Consider the following 21,418-nt stretch of genomic DNA (forward strand, 5'->3'; position numbering starts at 1 on the left):
CGGTCCCGTTCGTCATTCACCGCAGGGCCAGCACGCCCACCCGCGCCTGGACAGCGCCCCAGCCAGCCTTAACTTCCCGGCCTTGCGGCAAGACCGGGCGTCACGCCGGCGCCGTGCCCGCGCCGGTCGTCCGCGACGACGCGCTATCCTCCCAGTCCCGGCAGGCAGGCCGGACGCCGAATCCGCAGAGGATGGCCCCTCATCCCGCAGTCGGCTCGACGAACTGGTTGGTGTCGAAGAGTTCGTTGATGTGTCCGCCGAGTTCGGACCAGTGCTGTGCGGAGAGTTCGGCGGCGGAACGGGCATCGCCGGTGGCGCAGATCCCCACGAGCTGGTCGTGGTGCTCGATGGTGTTGCGGCCGCCCAGCAGCGTGGAGAACTTGCGGTACAGGATGCGGTGGATCTGCGGGTGCAGCTGCTGGACGATCCGGCTCAGTACGGGGTTGTCCGCGGCCCCGATCGGTACGGCATGGAAGCGGTCGTCGGCCGCGAGCGCGGCGGCGGTGTCGTTGGCGGCGACGGCCCGCTCGAAGTCCCGGTTGGCCTCGCGCATGGTCTGGAGGTCCTGCTTCGTCATGACGGGCACGGCCGTTTCGACGGCGAGCCGGTCGAGGGAGCGCAGGACCGCGAGGGTCTTTTCGACGTCACGGCGGTTGAGCGTGGTGATGCGCGTGTAGACGCCGGGCTTGGCCTCGACCAGGCCGATGTCGGCGAGCCGGGCGAGCGCCTCGCGCACGGGCGTGCGGCTGAGACCGAGGCGCTCGGCGAGCTCACCGTCCTTGACTTTTTCTCCGGGGGCGAGTTCGCCGCGGACGATGGAGTCGCGCAGGCGATGGAAGACCTCGTCGCTGAGGAGACGGCGGGAAACCGGACTGTCGAGTGACATATTGCATACAGTACATCGCTCTAGTCGGCTCCTTCGGTGGCGGCCCCCTTCCTGGCGCGGTGGACGAGGGCCCGAGCCAGGATCACGGCCGGGTCGATGAGCGGGACGTCCACGGCGTTCTCGGGAAGCCCCAGCGGAATCTCTGTGCAGCCGGCGATCACCGCCTGCGCGCCCCGTTCGATCAGCCGGTGTGCGGCGCGGGCCAGCAGAGCAGTCGTCGCGTCGTCGTAGGTGCCGGATTTCACCGCTCGTACGGCGGTCATGACCTCTTGGGTCTGGCTGGCGTCGTCGGGCAGGACGATACGGATGCCGAAGCGGTCCAGCCAGTCCTGATACAGGCCCGCGCGGACGGTGCCTGTGGTGGCGAGCAGTCCGGCGGTGCGCAGGCGCGGGCCCATGGCCCCGAGGTGCCGGGCGACTTCGCCGATCATATGGACGATGGGCAGGCCGACATGGTCGGCGATGCGGGGGACGAACGCGTGCGCGGTGTTGCACGGGATGGCGATGACCGTGGCACCGGCCTCGCGCAGCACGCGACTGCCGTCGAGCAGCCACGGGGTGGGGTCGGGACCGTCGCCGAGCAGGGCCTGGGTGCGGTCGGGGATGGTGGGGTCGGACCAGATGACCGTACGCAGGTGGTCCTGGTCGCCGGCGCCGGGGGTCGTCGCGACGAGTTTGGCGTAGAAGTCGGCGGTGGCGGCGGGGCCCATGCCGCCGAGGATGCCGATGATCTCCGTGGTGGGGATGCTCACTGTGCCGGTTCCTTGTGCAGGGACGGGGTCTCGGGCTCGGCCGGGGTGTGGATGGTTTCGCCACTGCCTCGTTTGGCTGCGCGCCGCTTCTCGGAGCTGTCGACGACGGCGGCGGCGAGGGAATTGCCGATGACGTTCACGCCGGTGCGGGCCATGTCGACGATGAAGTCGACGCCGAGGAGCAGGGCGATGCCTTCGGCGGGCAGGCCGAGGGAGTTGCCGGCGGCGATGAGGACCACGATGGAGGCGGAGGCGACGCCGGCCATGCCCTTGGAGAGGATCACGAGCACGCCGACCATGAGCAGCAGGGCAGGCAGGGAGGTGTCGGCGCCGTAGGCGTTGGCGAGGAACACCAGGGCGGCGGCCTGGTAGAGGACGGAGCCGTCGGTGTTGAAGGAGTAGCCGAGGGGGACGACGAAGGAAGTCGTGGAGCGGCTGACGCCGAACTCCTCCAACTTGCCCATGAGGGGGGCGAGTACGGCCTCCGAACTGCGCGTGACGAAGGCGATTCCGGCCAATCCCGCGATGGACTTGAGCAGTTCGACGTAGCGGATGCGGTAGATCGCCGCAATCAGCGGGAAGAGCGCGCCGATGACGATGGCCAGGCCCGCGTAGACCACCGCGATGAAGCCCAGCAGGCTGCGCAGGTTGCCGAAGCCGTAGTGGGCGACGTCGTAGGAGATGAAGCCGAGCACGCCCAGCGGCGCGATGCGGATGACATGGCCGACGACCTTGAACATCACCGCGGCGACCGACTCCAGGACGGCGGCGAAGGGCTCGGACTTCTCGCCGATCGCGGACATGGCGATGCCCACGAGGAGAGCGAAGACGATCGCGCCGAGCAGATTGCCCTCGCCGAACGCGGCGAAGATGTTCTTCGGTACGGCGTGCAGGACCAGATCGTGGAAGTCGATGCCCTGGCTCAGACCGCCCAGGTCCTTGGCGTCGGCGCCGTGGACGGGGGCGCCCTTGCCGATGCCCGTGAACTTGGCCAGACCCACTGCGATCAGCAGGATCACGGTGGTGACGAGCTCGAAGTAGAGGATGGCCTTTCCGGCGATCCTGCCGACCTTCTTGACCGACTCCATGCGGGCGATGCCCAGCACGATGAGCGGGAAGACCAGGGGCAGGACGACGACCTGCACCAGGTTCAGGAACACATCCCCGAGGATCTTCATCTGCTCGCCCGCAGCCGGGGCGAGGGATCCGATCAGGGCGCCGAGACCGACGGCGATGATCGACTGGATGCCGATCGGCACGTTCAGACATCGCCGCAGGAAGCCCGAGGGCCGGGTTGGTGGGGTGTCCGCGTGGGTGGGACTGCGGTGTGCGGTGTCCATGGGCTGCTCCTGCCATATGCAATATATTGCGTTCTGCGTGTTGGTCGGCAACACTGAGGCCGGACGTGGGGGCCTGTCAAGGGGCCCCGCAATACGAGGAGCAGCAGATGGCCGTACGCATCGAGCACGACCTGGTCGGAGACAAGGAGGTCCCCGCCGACGCCTACTACGGCGTGCACACCGCGCGGGCCGTGCAGAACTTCGCGATCACTGGTGCGACCATCGCCCAGTTCCCGGACCTGATCACCGCACTGGCCGCGGTCAAGCAGGCGGCCGCCCGGGCCAACCGCGACCTGGGGCTGCTGCCGCCGGACATCGCCGAAGCAATCATCGACGCCTGCGCGGAGATCCGGGCCGGGCAGCTGCACGAGCAGTTCGTCGTCGACCCGATCCAGGGAGGGGCCGGCACCTCGACGAACATGAACGCCAACGAGGTCATCGCCAACCGGGCCCTGGAGCACCTGGGGCATCCCCGCGGGTTCTACGAGATGATCCATCCGCTCGACCACGTCAACCTCGGCCAGAGCACCAACGACGTCTACCCCACCGCCGTACGGCTGGCCCTGGTCACCTCACTGCGCCGGCTCGGCGATTCGCTGGGAGCACTGGCCACGGCGTTCGCCGAGAAGGCGGCGGAGTTCAGCGACGTGCTGAAGATCGGCCGTACGCAACTCCAGGACGCCGTGCCCATGACGCTGGGTCAGGAGTTCACCACCTATGTCGTCATGATCGAGGAGGATCGCCGGCGCCTGAGCGAGTCCGCTGCCCTGCTGCTGGAGTCCAACCTCGGTGGCACCGCCATCGGCACCGGCATCAACGGCCACCCCCGCTATGCCGAACTCGCCTGTGCGTACCTCGCCGAGCTCAGCGGCGAACCCGTCCGGCCCGCAGGCGACTTCATCGAAGCCACCCAGGACTGCGGTGCCTTCGTCCAGCTGTCCGGCGTTCTCAAGCGCGTGGCCGTGAAGATCTCCAAGATCTGCAACGACCTGCGCCTGACCTCCTCCGGGCCCACCGCCGGACTCGGCGAGATCAACCTGCCGCCGGTGCAGGCGGGTTCGTCGATCATGCCCGGCAAGGTCAATCCGGTGATTCCCGAGGTCGTCAACCAGGTCGCCTTCGAGGTCATCGGCAACGACCTGACCGTCACCATGGCCGCCGAGGCGGGACAGCTCCAGCTCAACGCCTTCGAACCCGTCATCGCCTACAGCCTGCTGCGCTCGCTCGCGCACCTGCGCGCGGCCGGGGACACGCTGGCCACCCGCTGCATCCCCGGCATCACCGCCAACCGCGCCCACCTCCACGACACGGTCCACCGTTCGGTCGGGCTGGTCACCGCACTCGCCCCGCACATCGGCTACGCCGCGAGCACCACGCTCGCCCGCCAGGCACTGGCCTCCGGCCGCATGGTCAAGGACCTCGCCGCCGAGGCCGGCCTGCTCACCGCCGAGCAACTGGACGTGATCCTGCGGCCCGAGAACCTCACCGGGCATTCCGCCCCACCATCGTTGACCGCCAGGGCGTGAACGACGGCACACTGCCGGTCAACGGTTCGAACGCGATCGAACCTCAACACGGCGCCTGGGCGGAACGTCACCAGTCATCCAATGACTGCGTCCACGCTTCCCGGATCGCCCTCCATAACTCCCTGCGCTATAAGGAAACTTTCTCCCACCTCTGGACAACAGCCTCGCCAATCACCCTTAATGCATCCCATGTCTTCCATAGGCACCGTTGGCTGCCCAGGTCCCCGACGCTGAAGCGATCCGAACACCAACGAGCAGGAGGAAACAACTGTGCCCAGAGCTCTCTCACGTCGTTCGTTACTCGCCGGAACGGCGGCGGCAACCGTGACCGCCGTCGTGGGCCCGACCGTGATGGCTGCCCCCGCATACGCCGCGACCGCCAACCCGCTGCCGCTCCCTCCCCTGCGGATCCCGAAGACCGACATGGGCCTCGAACAGCAGCCGGACTCCAAGGTGCAGTGGCTGCAGGACGCCAAGCTGGGGATGTTCATCCACTGGGGTGTCTACTCGGGCCCTGCCAAGGGCGAGTGGTGGATGCACAACGCCCCGATCACTCCGGCGAACTACCAGAAGTACGTCACCGACGCGACGAGTGAGCAGTTCACCGCGGACGCCTACGACCCCACGGCCTGGGCACAGTTGGCGAAGGACTTCGGGGCGAAGTACGTGACCCTGACGACCCGTCACCATGACGGGTTCGCGCTGTGGCCGCTGAACCACCCCAACGCCTGGAGCTCCGGTCAGGCGCCGCTGAGCCGTGACTTCGTCAAGGACTATGTGGCGGCGGTACGCGCAGCGGGGCTGAAGGTGGGCCTGTACTACTCCCCCATCGACTGGCGCTACCCGGGCTATTACGACGTCACCGGCACCAACTGCGCGACCAACCCGTGGGGTTACACCACCGATCCGGCGCACAAGGAGAACGCTCGGATCATGAAGACCGAGGTGTACGAGTCGGTCAAGGAGCTGGTCACCCAGTACGGCGTGATCGACGACCTGTGGTGGGACGGCGGCTGGATCGCGGAGCAGGGCACCGACGCCGACGGCGCCTTCTTCTGGGAGCCCGGCCGGTTCCGCGACCCGGCCAACCAGTGGCCGGTGGACTCCACCTACGGCGAGACCGACTCGGCCGGCAACCCGCTGGGTCTGATGGGCATGGTCCGCAAGCACCAGCCGAACATCGTCGCCACCTCACGCTCCGGCTGGATGGGCGACTACGCCAGCGAGGAGGGCTCTTCCGTACCGTCCGGGGCGATCCGCACCGGCAAGGTCAGCGAGAAGGTCTTCAGCGTCGGCAGCACCTGGGGCTACAACTCCGACGGCCAGGTGATGAGTTACGCCACCGCCATGAACATCCTGGTCAACGCCTGGGTCCGCAACATGACGGTCATGGTCAACACAGGCCCGGACCGGCACGGCACCGTTCCCTCCGGCCAGGCGAGCCTGCTGCGCCGGATCGGGGCCTTCATGACCGCCTGCGGCCAGTCCGTCTACTCCACCCGCGGCGGCCCGTGGGACCCCGTGGACGGCCAGTACGGCTACACGTACAAGGACAACACCTTCTACGTCCACCTGCTGCCCGGCTACAGCGGCACCTCGTTCACCACCCAGTCGATCGGGGACGCCCAGGTCACCCGCGTGTTCGACGTACGCTCCGGCACCAGCCTGTCCTCCACCGTCGGCGGTGACGGCCGGGTCACCATCACCGGCATCGACCGGACCACCCACCCTGAGGACAGCGTCGTCGGCGTCACGCTGGACCGCTCCGTGCAGCCGGGCGACATCGCCGCAGGCAAGACCGCCACCGCCGACAGCGAGGAGACGTCCAAGGGCAACACCGCGGGCAAGGCTGTCGACGGGGAAACCTCCACCCGCTGGTGTGCCGACGACGGCAACACCGGCCACTGGCTCAAGGTCGACCTCGGCTCCACCCGCTCCCTGACCGGAACCCGCCTCGCCTGGGAGAAGGACGGTGCCAACTACCGCTACCGGATCGAGGGTTCCACCGACAACGCCACCTGGACCACGCTGGCCGACCTGACCGCCACCACCAGCACCAGCCAGGTCCAGGTCGCCCTCTTCCGCGCCCAGGCGCGCTACGTCCGGGTCACGGTCACGGGCCTGCCCTCCGCCGTGTGGGCCTCCATCCGCAGCCTGGAGGTCTACGACCGGCCGTTCACCGCGGACCTGGGCACCTTCAAGCTGGTCAACCGCAACAGCGGCAAGGTGATGGACGTCAAGGACGCCGCGACCGCCGACGGCGCCCTGGTCATCCAGTGGCCCTGGACCGGCGGCACCAACCAGCAGTGGAAACTGCTGCCCGACACCGACGGCTCCTACCGGCTGTCCAACGTCAGGAGCGGCAAGGTCCTCGACAGCCCCGGCGGCTCCGCCCAGGGCGCGAACCTCGACCAGTGGACCGACTCCGGCACCGACAACCAGTGGTGGAAGCTGGTCCCCTCCACCACCAGCGGCTACTACCGGCTCGTGAACATCCGCACCGGCTGGTGCGCCGACGTCGCCAACGCGTCCACGTCGGACGGCGCCGACGTCATCCAGTGGCCGACCGCCGGCGGCGCCAACCAGGACTGGCAGATCGTGGCGCTCTGACGCCGGTTGACGAGCGACCGTCACATCGGCCAAGGGGGCTTCCTGAGCCAGGAAGCCCCTTCGGTCACCGATGAGTTTCGGTGTGCCGGACGGTCCAAGTCGGTACACCGAGACGAATGGAGAGCCCGATGGGCACGACGCGCTTGCATCCGAAGACTCACATCGCCCGTCGCATGTTCGAGCTCCTGGAGCCGATCTGCCTGGTCACCTACTGCGCCGACGAATGCAACGAGGAGCTGGCCGCACTGGGCCACCGCACCTACTGGGACGGCTACTTCGCCAGCCGCGCCGCACCACTGGGACGCGTGGAGGCCCAAGTCGTGCACGCAGCCTTCTACAACTTCGCCGACGGCGAAGCCGCACGGCACATCCCCAGCGCCTGGGAGACGATCCCGCCCGAGGCCTCCGTCGCCGCGCGGGAGCGGGGCAGCGCGGCCTCCCTGCGCCGCATCCTCGGCGAGGAGCTGACCGGCTCCCCGGGCCTGGTGCGCGCCGCCGACCTGACCACCAAGGCCGCCACGAGCGCCCCCACCGAAGGCCGGGTGATGTACGCCGGCATGCGCACCCTTGCGGTCCCGAGCGACCCCGTCGCCCGCCTGTGGCATTCCGCGACCATGCTGCGCGAGCACCGCGGCGACGGACACATCGCCGCCCTCGTCGGCGCACGCATCGGCGGCACGGAAGCCCATGTCCTTTGCGCGCTGGACCAGGGCATCCACCCCGCGGAGTCGTTCGGACGCATCCATCACCTGCCGAAACAGCGGCTGGCCGCCGTCATGGACGGCCTGCGCGAACGCGGACTCATCGACACCGGCGGCCACTTCACCGACGCCGGCCGCGAAGTCAAACACCGCATCGAAGCCCTCACCGACGAACTCGCCGCCCCGCCCTACGAAGCCCTCTCCCCCGCCGAACTCGACGAACTGACCACCGAACTCGAACCCATCACCGCGACCCTGGTGGCCACAGGCTCGAAGTGACGCACAGCAACCGACGGGACGGGGACCTCGAGGCGTTCCCGGCGGCGCTACGGGATCAGAACGATCTTCCCGGTGACGTGGCCGGTCATGATCTGGCGATGTGCGTCGGCGGCTTCGCGCAGCGGGTGGCTACCGGCGATCAGGACGCGCAGTCGTCCTGCCTCGGCCTCTGCGGTGAGCTGCAGACGGGCCGCGGCCCGAATCTCCGTACCCGGGTCCGCGCCGGGGCCGCCGCCGAGGAGTTTGATGCCGGCCCGGGCCCCGTGCTCGAAGGCCACGATGGTGGCGATGCGGGAGCGGTCCGCCACCAGTTCCACGGAGACGTCCACCGCTTCCTCGGTGCCCACCAGGTCGGCCGCGGCCTGGATGCCCTCCGGCGCCGCCGCCCGCACACGGTCCGCCAGTCCCGGTCCGTACGCGACCGGGACCGCTCCCAGCTCCCGCAGCAGCTCGTGCTTGGCCGGGCGCGACGTCCCCAGAACGGTGGCGCCGCGCGCCACCGCCAGTTGCACGGCCATCAGGCCGACTCCGCCGGCGGCGCCGTGGATCAGCACCGTCTCGCCCTTGCCCGGGCCGATCGCTTCGAGAGCGTGCACGGCGGTGACTCCGGCGGCCATCAGTGCGCCGGCCTCTTCCCAGGACAGTCGGGCGGGCTTGGGCACCACTGACGAAGCCGGTACGACGAGTTCGTCGGCGTAGGCGCCCGGTGCGCGATGGACGATCACCTCGTCGCCGGTCTCCACCGGACCCGCGGGACCGATCGCGTCGGTTCCCACCGCGGTCACGACACCGGCGGCCTCGGTGCCCAGCCGCAGCGGCAGCCGTGCCGGGTCGGTTCCGAAGGCACCGCTGTACACCTTGTGGTCGAAGGGGTTGACGCCTGCGGCACGGACCGCGATGCGCACCTGGCCCGGCCCGGGCTCCGGGACGGCCACTTCGACCACGGACAGGGCCTCGGGACCGCCGTACGCGCTTGCCACTACTGCTTCGCTCATGTCCGGGAGCAACACGGGCCCGAAGGGACACATTCCGTCCGAGGACCTCTCATTTGCCGAAACCGGCGGTGAGCCCGCCGATGAGCTGACGCCGGCCAAGGACGTAGAGGGCGAGGATCGGCAGTGTGGAGAGGACCACCGCGGCCAGGATGGCGGGGATGTTGATCGTGAACTCGCCCTGGAAGCTCCACACGAACAGCGGCAGGACCCGCTTGTCGGGGCTCTGGGTGAGGATCAGGGGGAAGAGGAAGCCGTTCCAGACGTTCAGGGCGTCGTAGATCGTGACCGTGATCAGCGCGGGACGGGACAGCGGGAGTGCCAGGTTCAGCAGCATGCGCCAGTGGCCCGCGCCGTCGGCGCGCATGGACTCGTACAGCTCGTCGGGGATGTCCCGCAGGAAGTTGACCAGGATGATCACCGTGAGGGGGATGGCGAAGGCCGCCGAGGGCAGCACGATCGCGAGCAGGGTGTCGTACATCTGCGCCTTGGCGATCAGGTAGTACACCGGGATGATCGTGGCCTGCAGCGGGATGGCGAGGCCCAGCAGGAAGACGTTGAACGCCCAGCGCAGGGCCCGGCTGGTGCCGCGGACGATGGCGTAGGCGGCCAGGAAGGACACCGCGAGGGTCAGCAGGGTCGCGCCGACAGTGACCAGAGCGCTGTTGAGGAGGTAGTGGGTGAAGCCGTTGTCCCAGACCAGGCGGTAGTTGGCCAGGGTGGGGCTGGTCGGCAGGGCGAGGGGGTCGGCGTCGAAGAAGCCCTCGCGGGTGCGCAGACTGGTGACGACGACCCAGTAGACCGGGACGAGGACGATCACCAGCCACAGCACACCGCCCAGCGCGCCGAGCGGGTTGCTGCGGCGCAGACGGGCGAAGCGGTCCGGCGTACCCGCGGTCATGGGCGCCGGGCGGGCCTGGGAGTCGGTGGTCGGGGCGTGGGAGAGCGCGGACATCACATACCTGCCTGCTGGCTGCGCATCCGGTTGAAGCCGGAGAAGCGGAGAAGGGCGAGGGAGAGAAGAAGGCCTGCCACCACGAGTACGACGGAGATGGCGCTGGCGAGGCCCATCTCGTTGCTCTGGAAGCCGGTGATGTACATGTCGAGCGGAAGGATGCGGGTGGCGTAGCCGGGCCCCCCGCCGGTGAGGACGAAGACCAGGTCGAAGTAGGTGAGGGAGCCGACGACCATCAGCGTGGACGAGGTGACGACCGTGTAGCGCAGCTGGGGCAGGGTGACGTGCCAGAACTGGGCGAGCCGGCCCGCGCCGTCGATCGACGCCGCCTCGTACAGGGAGGCCGGGATCTGCCGGGCTCCGGCCTGGTAGAGCAGCGTGTGGAACGGCACAAACTGCCAGGCGATGACGAACACCACGGCGTAGAAGGCGAGTTGGGGGTCGCCCAGCCAGTCCTGGTTCAACAGGGGCAGCTTCAGGGCCGCGCCCAGGCCGAAGTTGGGATCGAGCAGGTTCTTGAAGATGACGGCGATGGCGGCCGTGGAGATCAGCAGCGGGACGAAGTAGAAGACGGCGAGCAGGGCGCGGTAGCGCTGTCTGCCGGCGACGAAGACGCCCAGCAGCAGGCTGAGCGGGGTCTGCACCACCCAGGACAGCACCATCAGCTTGGCGGTGAGCCAGAGAGCGTGCCGGGTGACGGAACTGGTCAGTGCCTCGTGCCAGTTGTCGGTGCCCGCCCATGCCGGGCTGCCCAGTCCGTCCCAGCGGGTGAAGCTGAGGTAGACGACGATCGCCATCGGCACGAGCGCGAAGAGGGCGAAGAGCAGCAGGGCCGGCAGGGCCATCAGGAAGGGCGGACCGCCTTGCCGGGCGGACGCGGAGGCCTTGGCGGTGCTCACTTCGCCGCCGCCTTGTCCATCTGCGCGCAGAACTGCTCGGGGCTGAGCTGACCGAGGAAGAGCTGGTCCAGGTGGGTGAGCAGGGCGTCACCGAGTCCCGGGCTGAGCGCCTGGTCCCAGGAGAGCTGGAAGTTCTTGGCGTCGCGGGTGAGGTTGTAGACGTATGACGACCAGTCCGGGTCGGCCGATGCCTTGATCTTGGCGTCGAGGTCCTTGACCGGCGGGACGTCACCGTTCTTGAGCAGGTTGTCGACGTAGGTGTCGTTGTAGACGCCGTCCTTGAGGTACGAGACGGCGGCCTTCCTCTCCTTCGCGCTCGCCTGCGCGGACAGGGAGAAGAAGTTGGCCGGGTTGCCGACTGTGTTCGTCGGGTCGCCCTTGCCGCCGGCGACGGAGGGGAAGCCGGCCCAGCCCAGATGCCCCTCGGAGACGAACTTCGGCGAGCCCGTGTTGATGGAGCCGTAGCCCCAACTGCCCTGGAGGAGCATCGCGGCCTTGCCGGTGTACAGCTGGGCCTCGGCCTGGCCGGTGTCGGCCGAGACCGAGGTGAAGCCCTTGGCGAAGCCACCCGCGTCGACCAGCTGCTTGATCATCCGGGTGGCCTGGAGGACGGCCGGGTCGGACCAGGCGCCCTTCTTTCCGGCGGCGATGTTCGCGAAGGTGTCGGGTCCGCCGACGCGGTCGACGAGGTACTCCAGCCACATCAGGTCCGGCCACTTGGACGCGCCGCCCATGGAAACCGGGGCGATGCCCTGGGCCTTGAGCTTCTTGACCAGGGCGAGCAGGTCGTCCCAGGTCTTCGGCGGCTGGGCGCCCGCCTTCTGGAAGAGGTCCTTGTTGTAGTACAGGACCACGGGCTGCACGCCGTTGACGGGAACGCCGTAGACCTTGCCGCCGAAGGTCGCCGACTGGAGCACCGAAGGGAAGATGCGGTTCTTCCAGACGGGGGCGGCGTCGAGATCGGCGGTGAGGTCGGCGACCTTCCCCGCGTCGACATAGCTCTTCAGCCCGCCGCCGCCCCAGTTCTCGAACAGGACGGGACCGTTGCCGGCGCCCACGGCGGTGCGCAGCTTCTGCTTGTAGGGGTCGTTCTGGAAGAACTGGTAGGTGATGCTGCTGCCCGGCCGGTCCTTGTTCCACTGAGTGGCCGAGGCCCGGAAGGTGGCCTCCGAGCCCTGGGTGAGCGCCCAGGCCAGCGTTCCGTCTCCGCCGGCCCCGCCGGCGGTGCGCCCGCTGCTGCCGCAGGCGGCGAGGGTGAGGCTGAGCGCGGCCGCCGAGGCGGTGATGAGGGCGCGGGAGGGCATTCTCGAGGTCATCGTGAGCTCCTTCGGCTCTTCAGAGGTTCGATCGCGTGGACGGCTCGTCGGCCGCGTCGGATGTGATGAAGTGCGGGCGATTCGAAAGTTTTCGAAACCTCTGCGTTTTCTGGCCGACAAATTAGGTGCGCGGTTGAGGCGGGTCAAGAGGTGCGGACCGAGGAACTTACATCGTCGATACCCCTTGGAACCTCGCGAAAGCTTGCGCTACGGTCCCCGTAAACCAGCGAAAGGACCAGCATGGCGAAGAGAGCCGTCGAGCGGACAACACTGACCGGCATCGCCGAGGCGGCCGGGGTCTCCGTGGCCACCGTCTCCAAGGTGGTCAACGGCCGCAGTGACGTCTCGCCCGAGACCCGGGCGCGCATCGAGCGGCTGCTGGTGGAGCACGACTACGTGGCCCGCGGTCCGGGCGGCGCGCAGTCACCGGTGCGCACCGTCGACCTGACCTTCGACGAGCTGGTCAACCCCAACAACCTGGTGATCACGCAGGGTGTCACGGAGGCCGCGGCCGAGGCCGGGGTCGACGTCGTCATCGGTACGGCACCCCAGGACCCGCTCGGGGCAGCCTGGGCCCGGAAGATCGCGGGCGCCGGCCGGGAGGGCGTCATCCTGGTGACGTCCGAACTGACCGCCCAGCAGCGGGCGCAGTTCGCCCAGCACGACATCCCGCTGGTGCTCATCGACCCGATGAACGTGCCGGACGAGAGTGTGCCGAGCATCGGCGCGACGAACTTCAGCGGCGGCATGGCGGCCACCGAGCACCTGCTGAAGCTCGGCCACCGCCGGATCGCGATGATCGAGGGCCGGCACGACGCCGTCTGCAACACGGCTCGCCTGCACGGCTATCAGGCTGCGCTCAGCGGTGCCGGCATCACGCCCGACCCCCGGCTCATCAAGCGGGGGGCCTTCCGGTTCGAACCCGCCTACCAGGCCGCCCTGGAGCTCTTCGCCCTCGACGAGCCGCCCACCGCGGTCTTCGCCGGCAACGACCTGGAGGCCTTCGGCGTCATCGAGGCCGCCCGGGTCAACGGTCTGCGGGTCCCGGACGACGTCAGCGTCGTCGGCTTCGACGACACCGCCGCCGCCGGCACCTCGGCCCCTCCCCTGACCACCGTGCGGCAGCCGTTCGCCGAGATCGGCCGGGCCGCCCTGCGCACGCTGCTCCGCCTCGCCGCCGGCGAACCCCTGGACAGCCACCGTGTGGAGCTGGCCACCCAGCTGGTGGTCCGGGGCTCCACCGCCCCGCCACCCGCGCACACCTGACACTTCCGCGCCTTACCACCCCGAGGAACGCACCATGACGACACCTTGGGCCGATCCGGCCTGCCCTCGTGACGACAGGGTCGAGGCCCTGCTCGCGGAGATGACCCTGGAGGAGAAGCTCGCCCAGCTCGGCAGCGCCTGGCCCGGCGTCGAGCGGGTCAGCGGCAATGTCGCCCCCATGCAGGACGTCTTCGCCCGCCACACCGACTTCGGTCATGCCAGCAAGGACGGACTCGGCCACCTCACCCGCCCGTTCGGCACCAAGCCGATCGAGCCGCTCGAAGGAGCCCGGCAACTCGCCTACCTGCAACGTGAGTTGATCGACAGCACCCGGCTCGGCATCCCCGCCATCGCCCACGAAGAGTGTCTGACGGGTTTCACCACCCACCACGCCAGCGTCTTCCCCACCCCCCTGGCCTGGGCGGCCGCCTTCAACCCGGGCCTCGTCGAGCGCATGGCCAACGCCATCGGCGCGAGCATGCGCCGAGTCGGCGTCCACCAGGGCCTGTCCCCCGTCCTCGACGTCGTACGCGACTACCGCTGGGGACGCGTCGAGGAGACCCTCGGCGAGGACCCGTACCTGGTCGCGACGACCGGCTCGGCGTACGTACGCGGCCTGGAGAGCGCCGGCATCATCGCCACCCTCAAGCACTTCGCCGGTTACTCGGCCTCGAAGGCCGCGCGCAACCACGCGCCCGTCTCCATGGGCCCGCGGGAGTTCGCCGACGTGATCCTGCCGCCGTTCGAGACGGCGATACGGGAGGGCGGCGCCCGCTCGGTCATGAACTCCTACGCCGACGTGGACGGCATGCCGGCCGGCGCCGACCCCTACCTGCTCACCCGGCTGCTGCGCGAGGACTGGGGATTCGAGGGCACGGTCGTCTCCGACTACTGGTCCATCGCCTTCCTGCGCACCATGCACCGCATCGCCGCCACCGAGGGTGAGGCCGGAGCCCGCGCGCTCACCGCGGGCATCGACGTGGAACTGCCCGACACCCTCTGCTACGGCGAACCCCTCGCCGAACTCGTCCGCGAGGGAACCGTCTCCGAGGACCTCGTCGACCGGGCGGTACGGCGCGTGCTGCGCCAGAAGGCCGAACTCGGGCTGCTCGACGCCGACTTCGCCCCGGAGGTGACCGGCGACGATCCCATCGACCTCGACCCGCCCGCGCACCGGGCCGTCGCCCGCGAACTGGCCGAGCAGAGCATCGTGCTGCTGGACAACCGCGCAGGACGACTCCCGCTGGCCGCGGACACCGGATCCATCGCCCTCGTCGGCCCGTGCGCCGACGACGCCAACGCCTTCTTCGGCTGCTACTCCTTCCCCAACCACGTCCTGCCCCACCACCCGGGGCACGACAACGGCATCGAGGCCCGCACCCTGCTGGACTGCCTGACCACGGAGCTGCCCGGCACCCGTATCACCCACGAACAGGGCTGCCCGGTCAAGAACATCGACCGCGGCGGAATCGAGGCGGCCGTGGAGGCGGCCCGGCAGGCCGACGTCTGCATCGCCGTGGTCGGCGACCGCGCCGCCCTCTTCGGCCTCGGCACCTCCGGCGAGGGCTGCGACGCGGAGGACCTCTCGCTGCCGGGCGTCCAGGGCGAACTGGTCGAGGCCCTGCTGGCCACGGGCACCCCGGTGGTCCTGCTCGTCGTCTCCGGCCGCCCGTACGCGCTCGGTGCCTACGCCGACCGCGTGGCCGCCGTCGTACAGGCCTTCTTCCCCGGCGAGGAGGGCGGCCCGGCCCTCGCCGGGGTACTCACCGGACGGATCAACCCCTCCGGCAAGCTGCCGGTGCAGGTCCCGCGGACGGCGGGTGGCCAGCCCGGCACCTACCTGCACGCCCCGCTCGGCGGCAACACCCAGGGCGTGAGCAACCTCGACCCCACGCCGGCCTACCCCTTCGGGCACGGACGGTCGTACACGACCTTCGCCTACGACGGGTTCGAGATGAGCGCCGAGCGGATCGCCACCGACGGCGAGGTCGAGATCAGCTGCCTGGTCCGCAACACCGGCGACCTGCCCGGCTCCGAAGTCGTCCAGCTCTACACCGCGGACCCCGTCGCGCAACTTCCCCGCCCCGTAACACAGTTGACGGGATTGGCCCGCGTCCGTCTGGCACCCGGCGAGGAGCGCAGGGTCACCTTCCGCCTCCACGCCGACCGCCTCGCCTACACCGGGCCCGACCTGCACCGCATCGTCGAACCCGGCGAGATCACCGTCCGGCTCGGCGCCTCCAGCACCGACATCCGGCTCACCGGCACCATCCAGCTGACCGGCTCGACCCGCCGCGTCGGACACGCCAGAGTGCTGCACACGCCGGCATACGTCGACTGAGCTGCCGCACCTCCCTCGACCGCCTGCGCCGTGGGCCGACGTCCGCGATCGCAGGCGGTCGACGTCACCCCCGGCAAGTACGGCGACGACGCGGACCGCTTCTCCAAAGGCCCACGTTCTCGTGCAGACGGCTGACCTGCTCGTTGGAGCAGTCGAACCAGCCGGTCCTGGTCATGCCGGTGTGGTGGGCGTGGGCGACGATGTCGAGACCCGGGAAGCCGCCGCGCCGGCCTGTGATTTCGGCGTACCGGAAGCCGTGGAGGGTGAAGTGTGGCTCCCAGGTCTCGGGCCGCCGCCGCGCAGGCGCGCCGCAGGATGATGCCGGCGCCCGTGCCGGGCGTGAGGCCGCGGGCACGGGTGGCGTGCTGCCGGTCTAGTGACTCATCAGGCCGACCTGCTCGGCGGTGAAGAAGACGTCGGACCCGTTGTCCATGCCGTTCGCGATGCGGTGGGCGATGTTGCGGGACCGGGAGGCCTCGGTGATGGCGATGAGGTAGCGCAGCATGCCGCGCGCCTGGGCGGTGCGGTCGGCGCCGCGGACGCCGAGGTCCCGGAGGCTGTTCTCGAGGCCGAACTCGCTCAGGTCGACCGCGGTCAGCGACTGGTTCGCGACGCGGACCAGGGCGTCGTAGCCCCCCAGGCCGAGGAACCAGTTGTCGTCGGTGGTGTCCTCCCTGCCGGGCGCGTCGGAGACGAGGTTCAGGACGAATTTGTGCGGGGTGTCGCTGGAGAAGAACCGCACGACGTGGAAGTCGCAGAGTCGTACGATCGCATGCACCGCGGGGGTGCGATTGCCGCTGCTGATCACGATGTCGGCGAAACGCCGGGTCTCGGCGAGGTTGCGCAGCCGGTCGAGCATGGCCAGATAGGCGCCCGAGCCGCGGTTGATGTTCCAGCGGACCTGTGGGAAGTCGATGTGCTTCCCACCGGCGACGGTCTCGGCGTTGCGCGTCACATGCTCCGCCGCCCCCGAGGCGGATGTGTCGGTGTCCCTGGACCCCAGCATGATCACCAGGATTCCGAGAAGGACGGACAGGGCTACCACGACTAGGACGCTGGTCGGCATGGTGTGCTCCGGTTGTTCGACGTGCAGCGGTGTCACGGCCGACGTTCACAGCCGGGACGTTGTCTGGCAGACCCCGTTCACCGCCCCGAACAACCCGGAGGATCGGGTTCCACATGACGTGTCCGGACGTAACGCTGTCGTTGCTCCACGTATCTACCTCACCGGTCTTCACTTCCGACGGCACGTCGGTGGACATGGGCGGTCGCGGGAGCGACGGGTCGCGGAACTCGCTGCGTGGCTTGATGGCCGCACGTTCGAGCAGTGGCGGCGAGAATGAGACGGCGACAGGTTCGACAGCTTTTTTCGGGGGTTGGGATGCTGACGGGGATCGTGATCGACTCGCTGGACGTCGCGCGCATGGACCGCTTCTGGTCGGACGCGACGCGGGGCCGAACGGGCGGCCTGCAGTTGCGGTTCGTGCCGACCGCGAAGCCGAAGACTGCGCGCAAGAACCGACTGCACCTCGACCTGGCCGGGGGGCCGGACTGGGAGGCCGAGGCGGCGCGCCTGCTCGCACTCGGTGCGACGCGAGTCGACATCGGCCAAGGGGACGTCCCGTGGGACGTGCTGGCCGACCCTGAGGGCAACGAGTTCTGCGTGCTGCGCCCCGGGCACCCCGGCGTGCTGGCCGACTGCGGCCTCATCGCGATCTGCCTCGACGTCGCGGAGGAGGACCGCAACGCACAGCGGGCCTTCTGGCAGTCCCAGGCGGACTGGCACGAGGTCGAGTCTCACGAGTGGGGCGTCCGGTTGCGCCGACGGCCCACCAGCACGGTCTCGCTGGTGATGGGGCCGCCCGCGGCACCGAAGGAGGCCCGGAACAGGCTGCGACTGGAGGTCACCCAGCCCGATGGGGAGTCCGGCGAGTTCCTCGACGCCGGTGGGAACGAGTTCCACGTCACCGGGTGACCCTCCCCCCTCCAGTGGCTGCCAACCGCGTGGGGGTTCTGTCGCGTCCGCCGTACGCCTACCGCTCCCGGACGGCGTAGGTCAGGTGCGTCACCCTCGAAGAGGGCTCCGCGCGGACCGGCTCCAGGGCCACGCGGGCGGCGTCCACGCCCTCGAACAGGCGGATTCCGGAGCCGAACAGCACGGGTGACAGCGCGATCGTGAACTCGTCGATCAGGCCGGCGTTGAGGTACTCCAGGATCGTCGCGCCGCCGCCCGCGACGCGGACGTCCCGGTCGCCGGCGGCGTCGCGGGCCCGGTCGAGCGCAGGCCGGCTGCCGTCGTCGACGAAGTGGAAGGTGGTCCCGCCCGGTCGCTCCCAGGGGTCACGCTTCTCGTGCGTGACGACGAAGACCGGCGTGTGGAACGGCGCCTCCTCCGGCCACATCTGCTCGCCGGCGTCGAACATGCGCTTGCCCATGATGCTCGCGCCGGTGCGCTCGAACGTCTCTCGCGCGATGTCGTTGTCGCGCCCCTCCTCGCCACCCTCGCCCAGCTTCAGGTTCTCCCGGAAGAACCGGAGCGGGAAGATCCACTGCTGCAGTTCCATCCACTGCTGCCCCATCAACTCCCCGAGGGACCCGGGCGCGATGAACCCGTCCAGCGACATCGACACACTGAAGAACACCTTCCCGGCCATCAGCGCTCTCCCTCGCGAACGATCTCGGTGACGTAGGCAGCCAGGTTGCTCAGGGTCTGCCGGCCGCCCTCGATCGCGTGGTACTTCTCGACCACCTCGTCGCGCAGTTCCTTGGTGGGGAACACCGTGCGCATCTCGATCAGGGTCGCCGCACCCTCGGGCTCGAACGTCAGGACCGACACGAAGGCGTTCGGGTCGTCGCGGGACTCGCCGTGGAGCAGCGCGATCCGCTCGGGCGGGGTGATCTCGGTCCAGGAGATCCACTCGGCGTAGTCCGTCCCGTCCGGTCCGTGCATCACGAAGTCCCACTCCCCGCCCACACGGAAGTCGAACGACTGCGTAGTGGTGGTGAACCCGTTCGGCCCCCACCAGCGCGACAGATGCCGGACCTCGGTGAACGCCTCGAACACCAGCTCCCGCGGGGCGTCGATGACACGGGAGATGACGATCTCGCGGTCGGCCGTCGCGGACTGCGCCGGCGCTCCTCGTCCCGTCGTGCTCATCAGCTACTCCTCCTGCCTCGCCTGCTTCAGGTCCTGCACGTATGCGTCCAGCCGGTCGAAGCTCTCGTTCCAGAAGCGCTCGAATCCGCCGGTCCACTCGTGGACCGGCCGCAGCCCGCCGGCGTCAAGGCCGTACAGGCGCTGCTTGCCCGCCTTGCGGTCCCGCACCAGCCCGACCTCCCGGAGCACCCGCAGGTGTTTGGACGCACGCGGCTGGGTCATCCCCAGCTCCCGGGCCAGCTCGGTCACCGGCCGCTCACCCGCCCGCAGCAGCACCAGGATCTCCCGGCGCTGCGGCTCGGCGATCGCGTTGAAGACGTCCGACGTCGTCGCTGCTCGTGCCATGGACTCATCGTATGCCCATATCGGCATGCGTCAAGTAGTTGATCTGGGCCGGCAGGTCGCCCCGGTCGGACGGGAGTGAGGCGGCGGTCAGTGTCTGGGCACGGGCTCTGCGGCACCGCCGGCACCGGCCCCCACCGGGCCTGTCCGCTGGTGCTCGCCGCGCCCCAGGCGAGTGCGCAGCCGTCCTTGGCACGGACGGCCCTCACCGGGGTTCCGATCGCCCGGCGGCTCGAAGGGCCGAGTGGATCGTGCGCTCTCGCGGCCTGGTCTTCGCGCAGCTGATGCACACCGGCCGGATCGGCCACCCCAGCCTGCCGGCCGGCGCCTTGGTGCCGGCCGGGCCGTCCGCCGTGGCACCGCAGGGCCAGGTGTACACCAAGGAGGGCACGAAGGACCTCGTGACGCCGAAGGAGCTGAGCGAGGCGGAGATCCGGCAGACCGTAGCCGACTTCGCCGACGCAGCACGCAGACCCCATCGAGGCCGATTCGACGGTGTGGAGCTCCACGGAGCCGACGGCTGCTTCATCGCCCGGTTCCCCGCGCCCAACGCCAACCAGTGCACCGACGTCTGGAGCGGTACCACCGAGGGCCGTATCCGCTTCGCCGTCGACGTCGTGACGGCCGTTGCCGAGGCGATCGGCGGCCGACGGGTCGGTCTGCGGATCTCGCCCGGGAACCCGTACAACGGCATCGTCGAGGACAACCGAGCGAGGTCTACGCGGCGCTGCTGGATCGGCTTGCCGGTCCGGACCTGGCCCATCTGCACCTGCTGGAAGGTCCTGACGCAGACCTGCCGTGCACCTGCGCCAAGCCTGGCCCGGCACGTTCGTCCTCAACCCGTTCACGCAGGCCGACGCCACCGGCCCGGACGCGCTGGAGCCCATCGAGACCGGGAGCACGGGCCTGGCGGCCTACTGCTCACTGCTCCCGGCCAACCCGGACCTGCCCCGGCGGCGGCCGTCGGCGGCCCGTTCAACACCCCGGATCCGTCCGGCTTCTACGGCGGCGACCACCGCGGCTGCACCGACCACCCCACCCTCACGGTCTGAGCGGCGCCTTCTGCGTCGATCACGTCGACGGTGACGTCCGCAAGCCCGCCCAGGACTGCTGACCTGGGCCGACTCCTTCGCTGAGCCCATCGCCACCGGGAGGGAGCCCGCGGCCGCCCCTCGAAGAGCCGTGCGAGCGATCTGCTCTACGCTCTCCTACGCGGCCGGGGCGCTCCTCGGCTGGTGCCCTGAAGGAATCGCTGTCAGGAGGATCGTTGGATCACGACGAGCGGGTCGACCGGCCCGGAAGCCACGGCGAACACCAGATGCAGCGCGAGTTGGACACCCTCGGCCGCGCGGACCGGTTCTACGACGAGCAGGTACTGGATCGGCTGAACCCGCGGATGCAGGAGTTCGTGGGCCGCCAGGAGATGTTCTTCCTCGCCACGGCGGACCGCCACGGCGAGTGCGACAACACGTTCCGGGCCGGACCGCCCGGTTTTCTCGGGGTACTTGACGAGGCGACCCTGGCGTACCCGGAGTACCGCGGGAACGGAGTCATGGCCTCGCTCGGCAACATCCGCGAGAACCCGCACGTCGGCATCCTGATGATCGACTTCTCTCAGGACCGTATCGGCCTGCACGTCAACGGCCGGGCGCAGTTGGTCACGGACGAGGCGATGCGCCGGAGGCATCCGCATCTGCCGGTGGACCCGGTGCCGGGCCGCCGCCCCCAGATGTGGGTGGAGGTGGAGGTCGAGGAAGCCTACATCCACTGCTCGAAGCACATACCGCGGCTGGTCAAGGCACCACTGCGGCAGAACGCGAACGGAAACGGCGACACGGGCGCCAACGGTGAGCAGGCGTGGGGCACGGACGACGTCAAACGCAAGGGCGGCGACTACTTCGGTGCCGCAGCCGAGTCAGGCAGGCGGCTGCCTTCCCGCTGACGACCAGCCTGCGAGTGCGCTGCCATGTTCTGTCTCCCGCCGGACCTCCGGGCGGACGTCGGCGGCGTGCGTTTCGTAACGCGCCCGATTCATCGGTCACCCGATCGATCCCGC

Annotated in this window: 20 protein-coding genes; 8 read left to right on the forward strand and 12 right to left on the reverse strand. The window is 69.5% G+C overall.

Annotated elements, in window-relative coordinates:
- Window positions 1–199 precede the first annotated feature (199 nt).
- The 3 genes from AB0N07_RS35665 to AB0N07_RS35675 are packed head-to-tail and all read right to left on the reverse strand — an operon-like array spanning window position 200 to window position 2,978.
- On the reverse strand, window positions 200–886 hold the full coding sequence (locus tag AB0N07_RS35665) for a GntR family transcriptional regulator (protein ID WP_365842372.1): 687 nt from the start codon (window positions 884–886) through the stop codon (window positions 200–202).
- Window positions 887–906: 20 nt separating this feature from the next.
- Window positions 907–1,638: an amino acid racemase gene (locus AB0N07_RS35670; RefSeq protein ID WP_365842374.1), complete on the reverse strand. Its 732-nt coding sequence runs from the start codon at window positions 1,636–1,638 to the stop codon at window positions 907–909.
- Window positions 1,635–2,978, reverse strand: a complete 1,344-nt coding sequence (locus AB0N07_RS35675) for a dicarboxylate/amino acid:cation symporter (protein WP_365842376.1) — start codon at window positions 2,976–2,978, stop codon at window positions 1,635–1,637. The genes AB0N07_RS35670 and AB0N07_RS35675 overlap by 4 nt, the downstream gene beginning before the upstream one ends.
- A 107-nt stretch (window positions 2,979–3,085) precedes the next feature.
- Here AB0N07_RS35675 and AB0N07_RS35680 point away from each other — a divergent pair, with 107 nt between their 5' ends.
- From AB0N07_RS35680 to AB0N07_RS35690, 3 genes are all read left to right on the forward strand, one after another.
- A complete protein-coding gene (locus AB0N07_RS35680; protein ID WP_365842378.1) occupies window positions 3,086–4,504 on the forward strand; it encodes an aspartate ammonia-lyase in 1,419 nt (472 codons plus the stop codon).
- A gap of 270 nt (window positions 4,505–4,774) precedes the next feature.
- Window positions 4,775–7,114, forward strand: coding sequence for an alpha-L-fucosidase (locus AB0N07_RS35685; RefSeq protein WP_365842380.1), 2,340 nt, complete (start codon window positions 4,775–4,777; stop codon window positions 7,112–7,114).
- A 128-nt stretch (window positions 7,115–7,242) separates the two neighbouring features.
- Window positions 7,243–8,094, forward strand: a complete 852-nt coding sequence (locus tag AB0N07_RS35690) for a MarR family transcriptional regulator (protein ID WP_365842382.1) — start codon at window positions 7,243–7,245, stop codon at window positions 8,092–8,094.
- 47 nt (window positions 8,095–8,141) lie between these two features.
- On the opposite strand, the gene AB0N07_RS35695 is transcribed toward AB0N07_RS35690, so the two are convergent.
- The 4 genes from AB0N07_RS35695 to AB0N07_RS35710 all read right to left on the reverse strand — a co-directional run bounded on the left by AB0N07_RS35695 (window position 8,142) and on the right by AB0N07_RS35710 (window position 12,256).
- Window positions 8,142–9,074 carry an NADP-dependent oxidoreductase gene (locus tag AB0N07_RS35695; RefSeq protein ID WP_365842446.1) on the reverse strand — a complete coding sequence of 311 codons (933 nt, stop codon included), beginning with the start codon at window positions 9,072–9,074 and terminating at the stop codon, window positions 8,142–8,144.
- A gap of 64 nt (window positions 9,075–9,138) precedes the next feature.
- Complete coding sequence (locus tag AB0N07_RS35700) at window positions 9,139–10,041, reverse strand: carbohydrate ABC transporter permease (RefSeq protein ID WP_365842384.1); 903 nt, start codon at window positions 10,039–10,041, stop codon at window positions 9,139–9,141.
- Complete coding sequence (locus AB0N07_RS35705) at window positions 10,041–10,886, reverse strand: sugar ABC transporter permease (protein WP_365842448.1); 846 nt, start codon at window positions 10,884–10,886, stop codon at window positions 10,041–10,043. The genes AB0N07_RS35700 and AB0N07_RS35705 overlap by 1 nt, the downstream gene beginning before the upstream one ends.
- A 50-nt stretch (window positions 10,887–10,936) precedes the next feature.
- Window positions 10,937–12,256: an extracellular solute-binding protein gene (locus AB0N07_RS35710; protein WP_365842386.1), complete on the reverse strand. Its 1,320-nt coding sequence runs from the start codon at window positions 12,254–12,256 to the stop codon at window positions 10,937–10,939.
- Window positions 12,257–12,496: 240 nt separating this feature from the next.
- Between AB0N07_RS35710 and AB0N07_RS35715 the strand changes: the two genes are divergently transcribed.
- Entirely contained in the window at window positions 12,497–13,522 is a 1,026-nt protein-coding gene (locus AB0N07_RS35715; RefSeq protein WP_365842388.1) for a LacI family DNA-binding transcriptional regulator, read from the forward strand.
- A gap of 34 nt (window positions 13,523–13,556) precedes the next feature.
- Entirely contained in the window at window positions 13,557–15,863 is a 2,307-nt protein-coding gene (locus AB0N07_RS35720; RefSeq protein WP_365842390.1) for a glycoside hydrolase family 3 N-terminal domain-containing protein, read from the forward strand.
- 64 nt (window positions 15,864–15,927) lie between these two features.
- Here the strand turns inward: AB0N07_RS35720 and AB0N07_RS35725 are convergent, their stop codons facing one another.
- Window positions 15,928–16,218: a family 78 glycoside hydrolase catalytic domain gene (locus AB0N07_RS35725; protein ID WP_365842392.1), complete on the reverse strand. Its 291-nt coding sequence runs from the start codon at window positions 16,216–16,218 to the stop codon at window positions 15,928–15,930.
- Between the two features lie 18 nt (window positions 16,219–16,236).
- On the reverse strand, window positions 16,237–16,929 hold the full coding sequence (locus AB0N07_RS35730) for a ribosome-inactivating family protein (RefSeq protein WP_365842394.1): 693 nt from the start codon (window positions 16,927–16,929) through the stop codon (window positions 16,237–16,239).
- 315 nt (window positions 16,930–17,244) lie between these two features.
- Between AB0N07_RS35730 and AB0N07_RS35735 the strand changes: the two genes are divergently transcribed.
- Window positions 17,245–17,838, forward strand: a complete 594-nt coding sequence (locus AB0N07_RS35735; protein WP_365842396.1) for a VOC family protein — start codon at window positions 17,245–17,247, stop codon at window positions 17,836–17,838.
- Between the two features lie 58 nt (window positions 17,839–17,896).
- Here the strand turns inward: AB0N07_RS35735 and AB0N07_RS35740 are convergent, their stop codons facing one another.
- Genes AB0N07_RS35740 through AB0N07_RS35750 form a run of 3 tightly spaced genes read right to left on the reverse strand, consistent with a single transcriptional unit; the run spans window position 17,897 to window position 19,365 of the window.
- Window positions 17,897–18,517, reverse strand: coding sequence for a dihydrofolate reductase family protein (locus tag AB0N07_RS35740; RefSeq protein ID WP_365842398.1), 621 nt, complete (start codon window positions 18,515–18,517; stop codon window positions 17,897–17,899).
- Complete coding sequence (locus AB0N07_RS35745) at window positions 18,517–19,020, reverse strand: SRPBCC family protein (RefSeq protein WP_365842400.1); 504 nt, start codon at window positions 19,018–19,020, stop codon at window positions 18,517–18,519. The genes AB0N07_RS35740 and AB0N07_RS35745 overlap by 1 nt, the downstream gene beginning before the upstream one ends.
- A gap of 3 nt (window positions 19,021–19,023) precedes the next feature.
- A complete protein-coding gene (locus AB0N07_RS35750; RefSeq protein WP_365842402.1) occupies window positions 19,024–19,365 on the reverse strand; it encodes a metalloregulator ArsR/SmtB family transcription factor in 342 nt (113 codons plus the stop codon).
- 248 nt (window positions 19,366–19,613) lie between these two features.
- Here AB0N07_RS35750 and AB0N07_RS35755 point away from each other — a divergent pair, with 248 nt between their 5' ends.
- Together AB0N07_RS35755 and AB0N07_RS35760 are read left to right on the forward strand one after the other, a co-directional pair.
- Window positions 19,614–20,414 (forward strand): alkene reductase, encoded by an 801-nt coding sequence (locus tag AB0N07_RS35755; protein WP_365842404.1) that lies wholly within the window; start codon window positions 19,614–19,616, stop codon window positions 20,412–20,414.
- 215 nt (window positions 20,415–20,629) lie between these two features.
- Window positions 20,630–21,304: a pyridoxamine 5'-phosphate oxidase family protein gene (locus tag AB0N07_RS35760; RefSeq protein WP_365842406.1), complete on the forward strand. Its 675-nt coding sequence runs from the start codon at window positions 20,630–20,632 to the stop codon at window positions 21,302–21,304.
- The last annotated feature ends 114 nt before the right edge of the window (window positions 21,305–21,418 follow it).

Origin of the sequence: Streptomyces sp. NPDC051172, from assembly GCF_040682555.1 — a bacterium.
GTDB lineage: Bacteria > Actinomycetota > Actinomycetes > Streptomycetales > Streptomycetaceae > Streptomyces.

Coding starts and splice junctions, on each gene's coding strand:
- AB0N07_RS35665 (WP_365842372.1), bottom strand. CDS start 886: ATGTCACTCGACAGTCCGGTTTCCCGCCGTCTCCTCAGCGACGAGGTC.
- AB0N07_RS35675 (WP_365842376.1), bottom strand. CDS start 2,978: ATGGACACCGCACACCGCAGTCCCACCCACGCGGACACCCCACCAACC.
- AB0N07_RS35680 (WP_365842378.1), top strand. CDS start 3,086: ATGGCCGTACGCATCGAGCACGACCTGGTCGGAGACAAGGAGGTCCCC.
- AB0N07_RS35690 (WP_365842382.1), top strand. CDS start 7,243: ATGGGCACGACGCGCTTGCATCCGAAGACTCACATCGCCCGTCGCATG.
- AB0N07_RS35700 (WP_365842384.1), bottom strand. CDS start 10,041: ATGTCCGCGCTCTCCCACGCCCCGACCACCGACTCCCAGGCCCGCCCG.
- AB0N07_RS35705 (WP_365842448.1), bottom strand. CDS start 10,886: ATGGCCCTGCCGGCCCTGCTGCTCTTCGCCCTCTTCGCGCTCGTGCCG.
- AB0N07_RS35710 (WP_365842386.1), bottom strand. CDS start 12,256: ATGACCTCGAGAATGCCCTCCCGCGCCCTCATCACCGCCTCGGCGGCC.
- AB0N07_RS35715 (WP_365842388.1), top strand. CDS start 12,497: ATGGCGAAGAGAGCCGTCGAGCGGACAACACTGACCGGCATCGCCGAG.
- AB0N07_RS35720 (WP_365842390.1), top strand. CDS start 13,557: ATGACGACACCTTGGGCCGATCCGGCCTGCCCTCGTGACGACAGGGTC.
- AB0N07_RS35730 (WP_365842394.1), bottom strand. CDS start 16,929: ATGCCGACCAGCGTCCTAGTCGTGGTAGCCCTGTCCGTCCTTCTCGGA.
- AB0N07_RS35735 (WP_365842396.1), top strand. CDS start 17,245: ATGCTGACGGGGATCGTGATCGACTCGCTGGACGTCGCGCGCATGGAC.
- AB0N07_RS35740 (WP_365842398.1), bottom strand. CDS start 18,517: ATGGCCGGGAAGGTGTTCTTCAGTGTGTCGATGTCGCTGGACGGGTTC.
- AB0N07_RS35745 (WP_365842400.1), bottom strand. CDS start 19,020: ATGAGCACGACGGGACGAGGAGCGCCGGCGCAGTCCGCGACGGCCGAC.
- AB0N07_RS35750 (WP_365842402.1), bottom strand. CDS start 19,365: ATGGCACGAGCAGCGACGACGTCGGACGTCTTCAACGCGATCGCCGAG.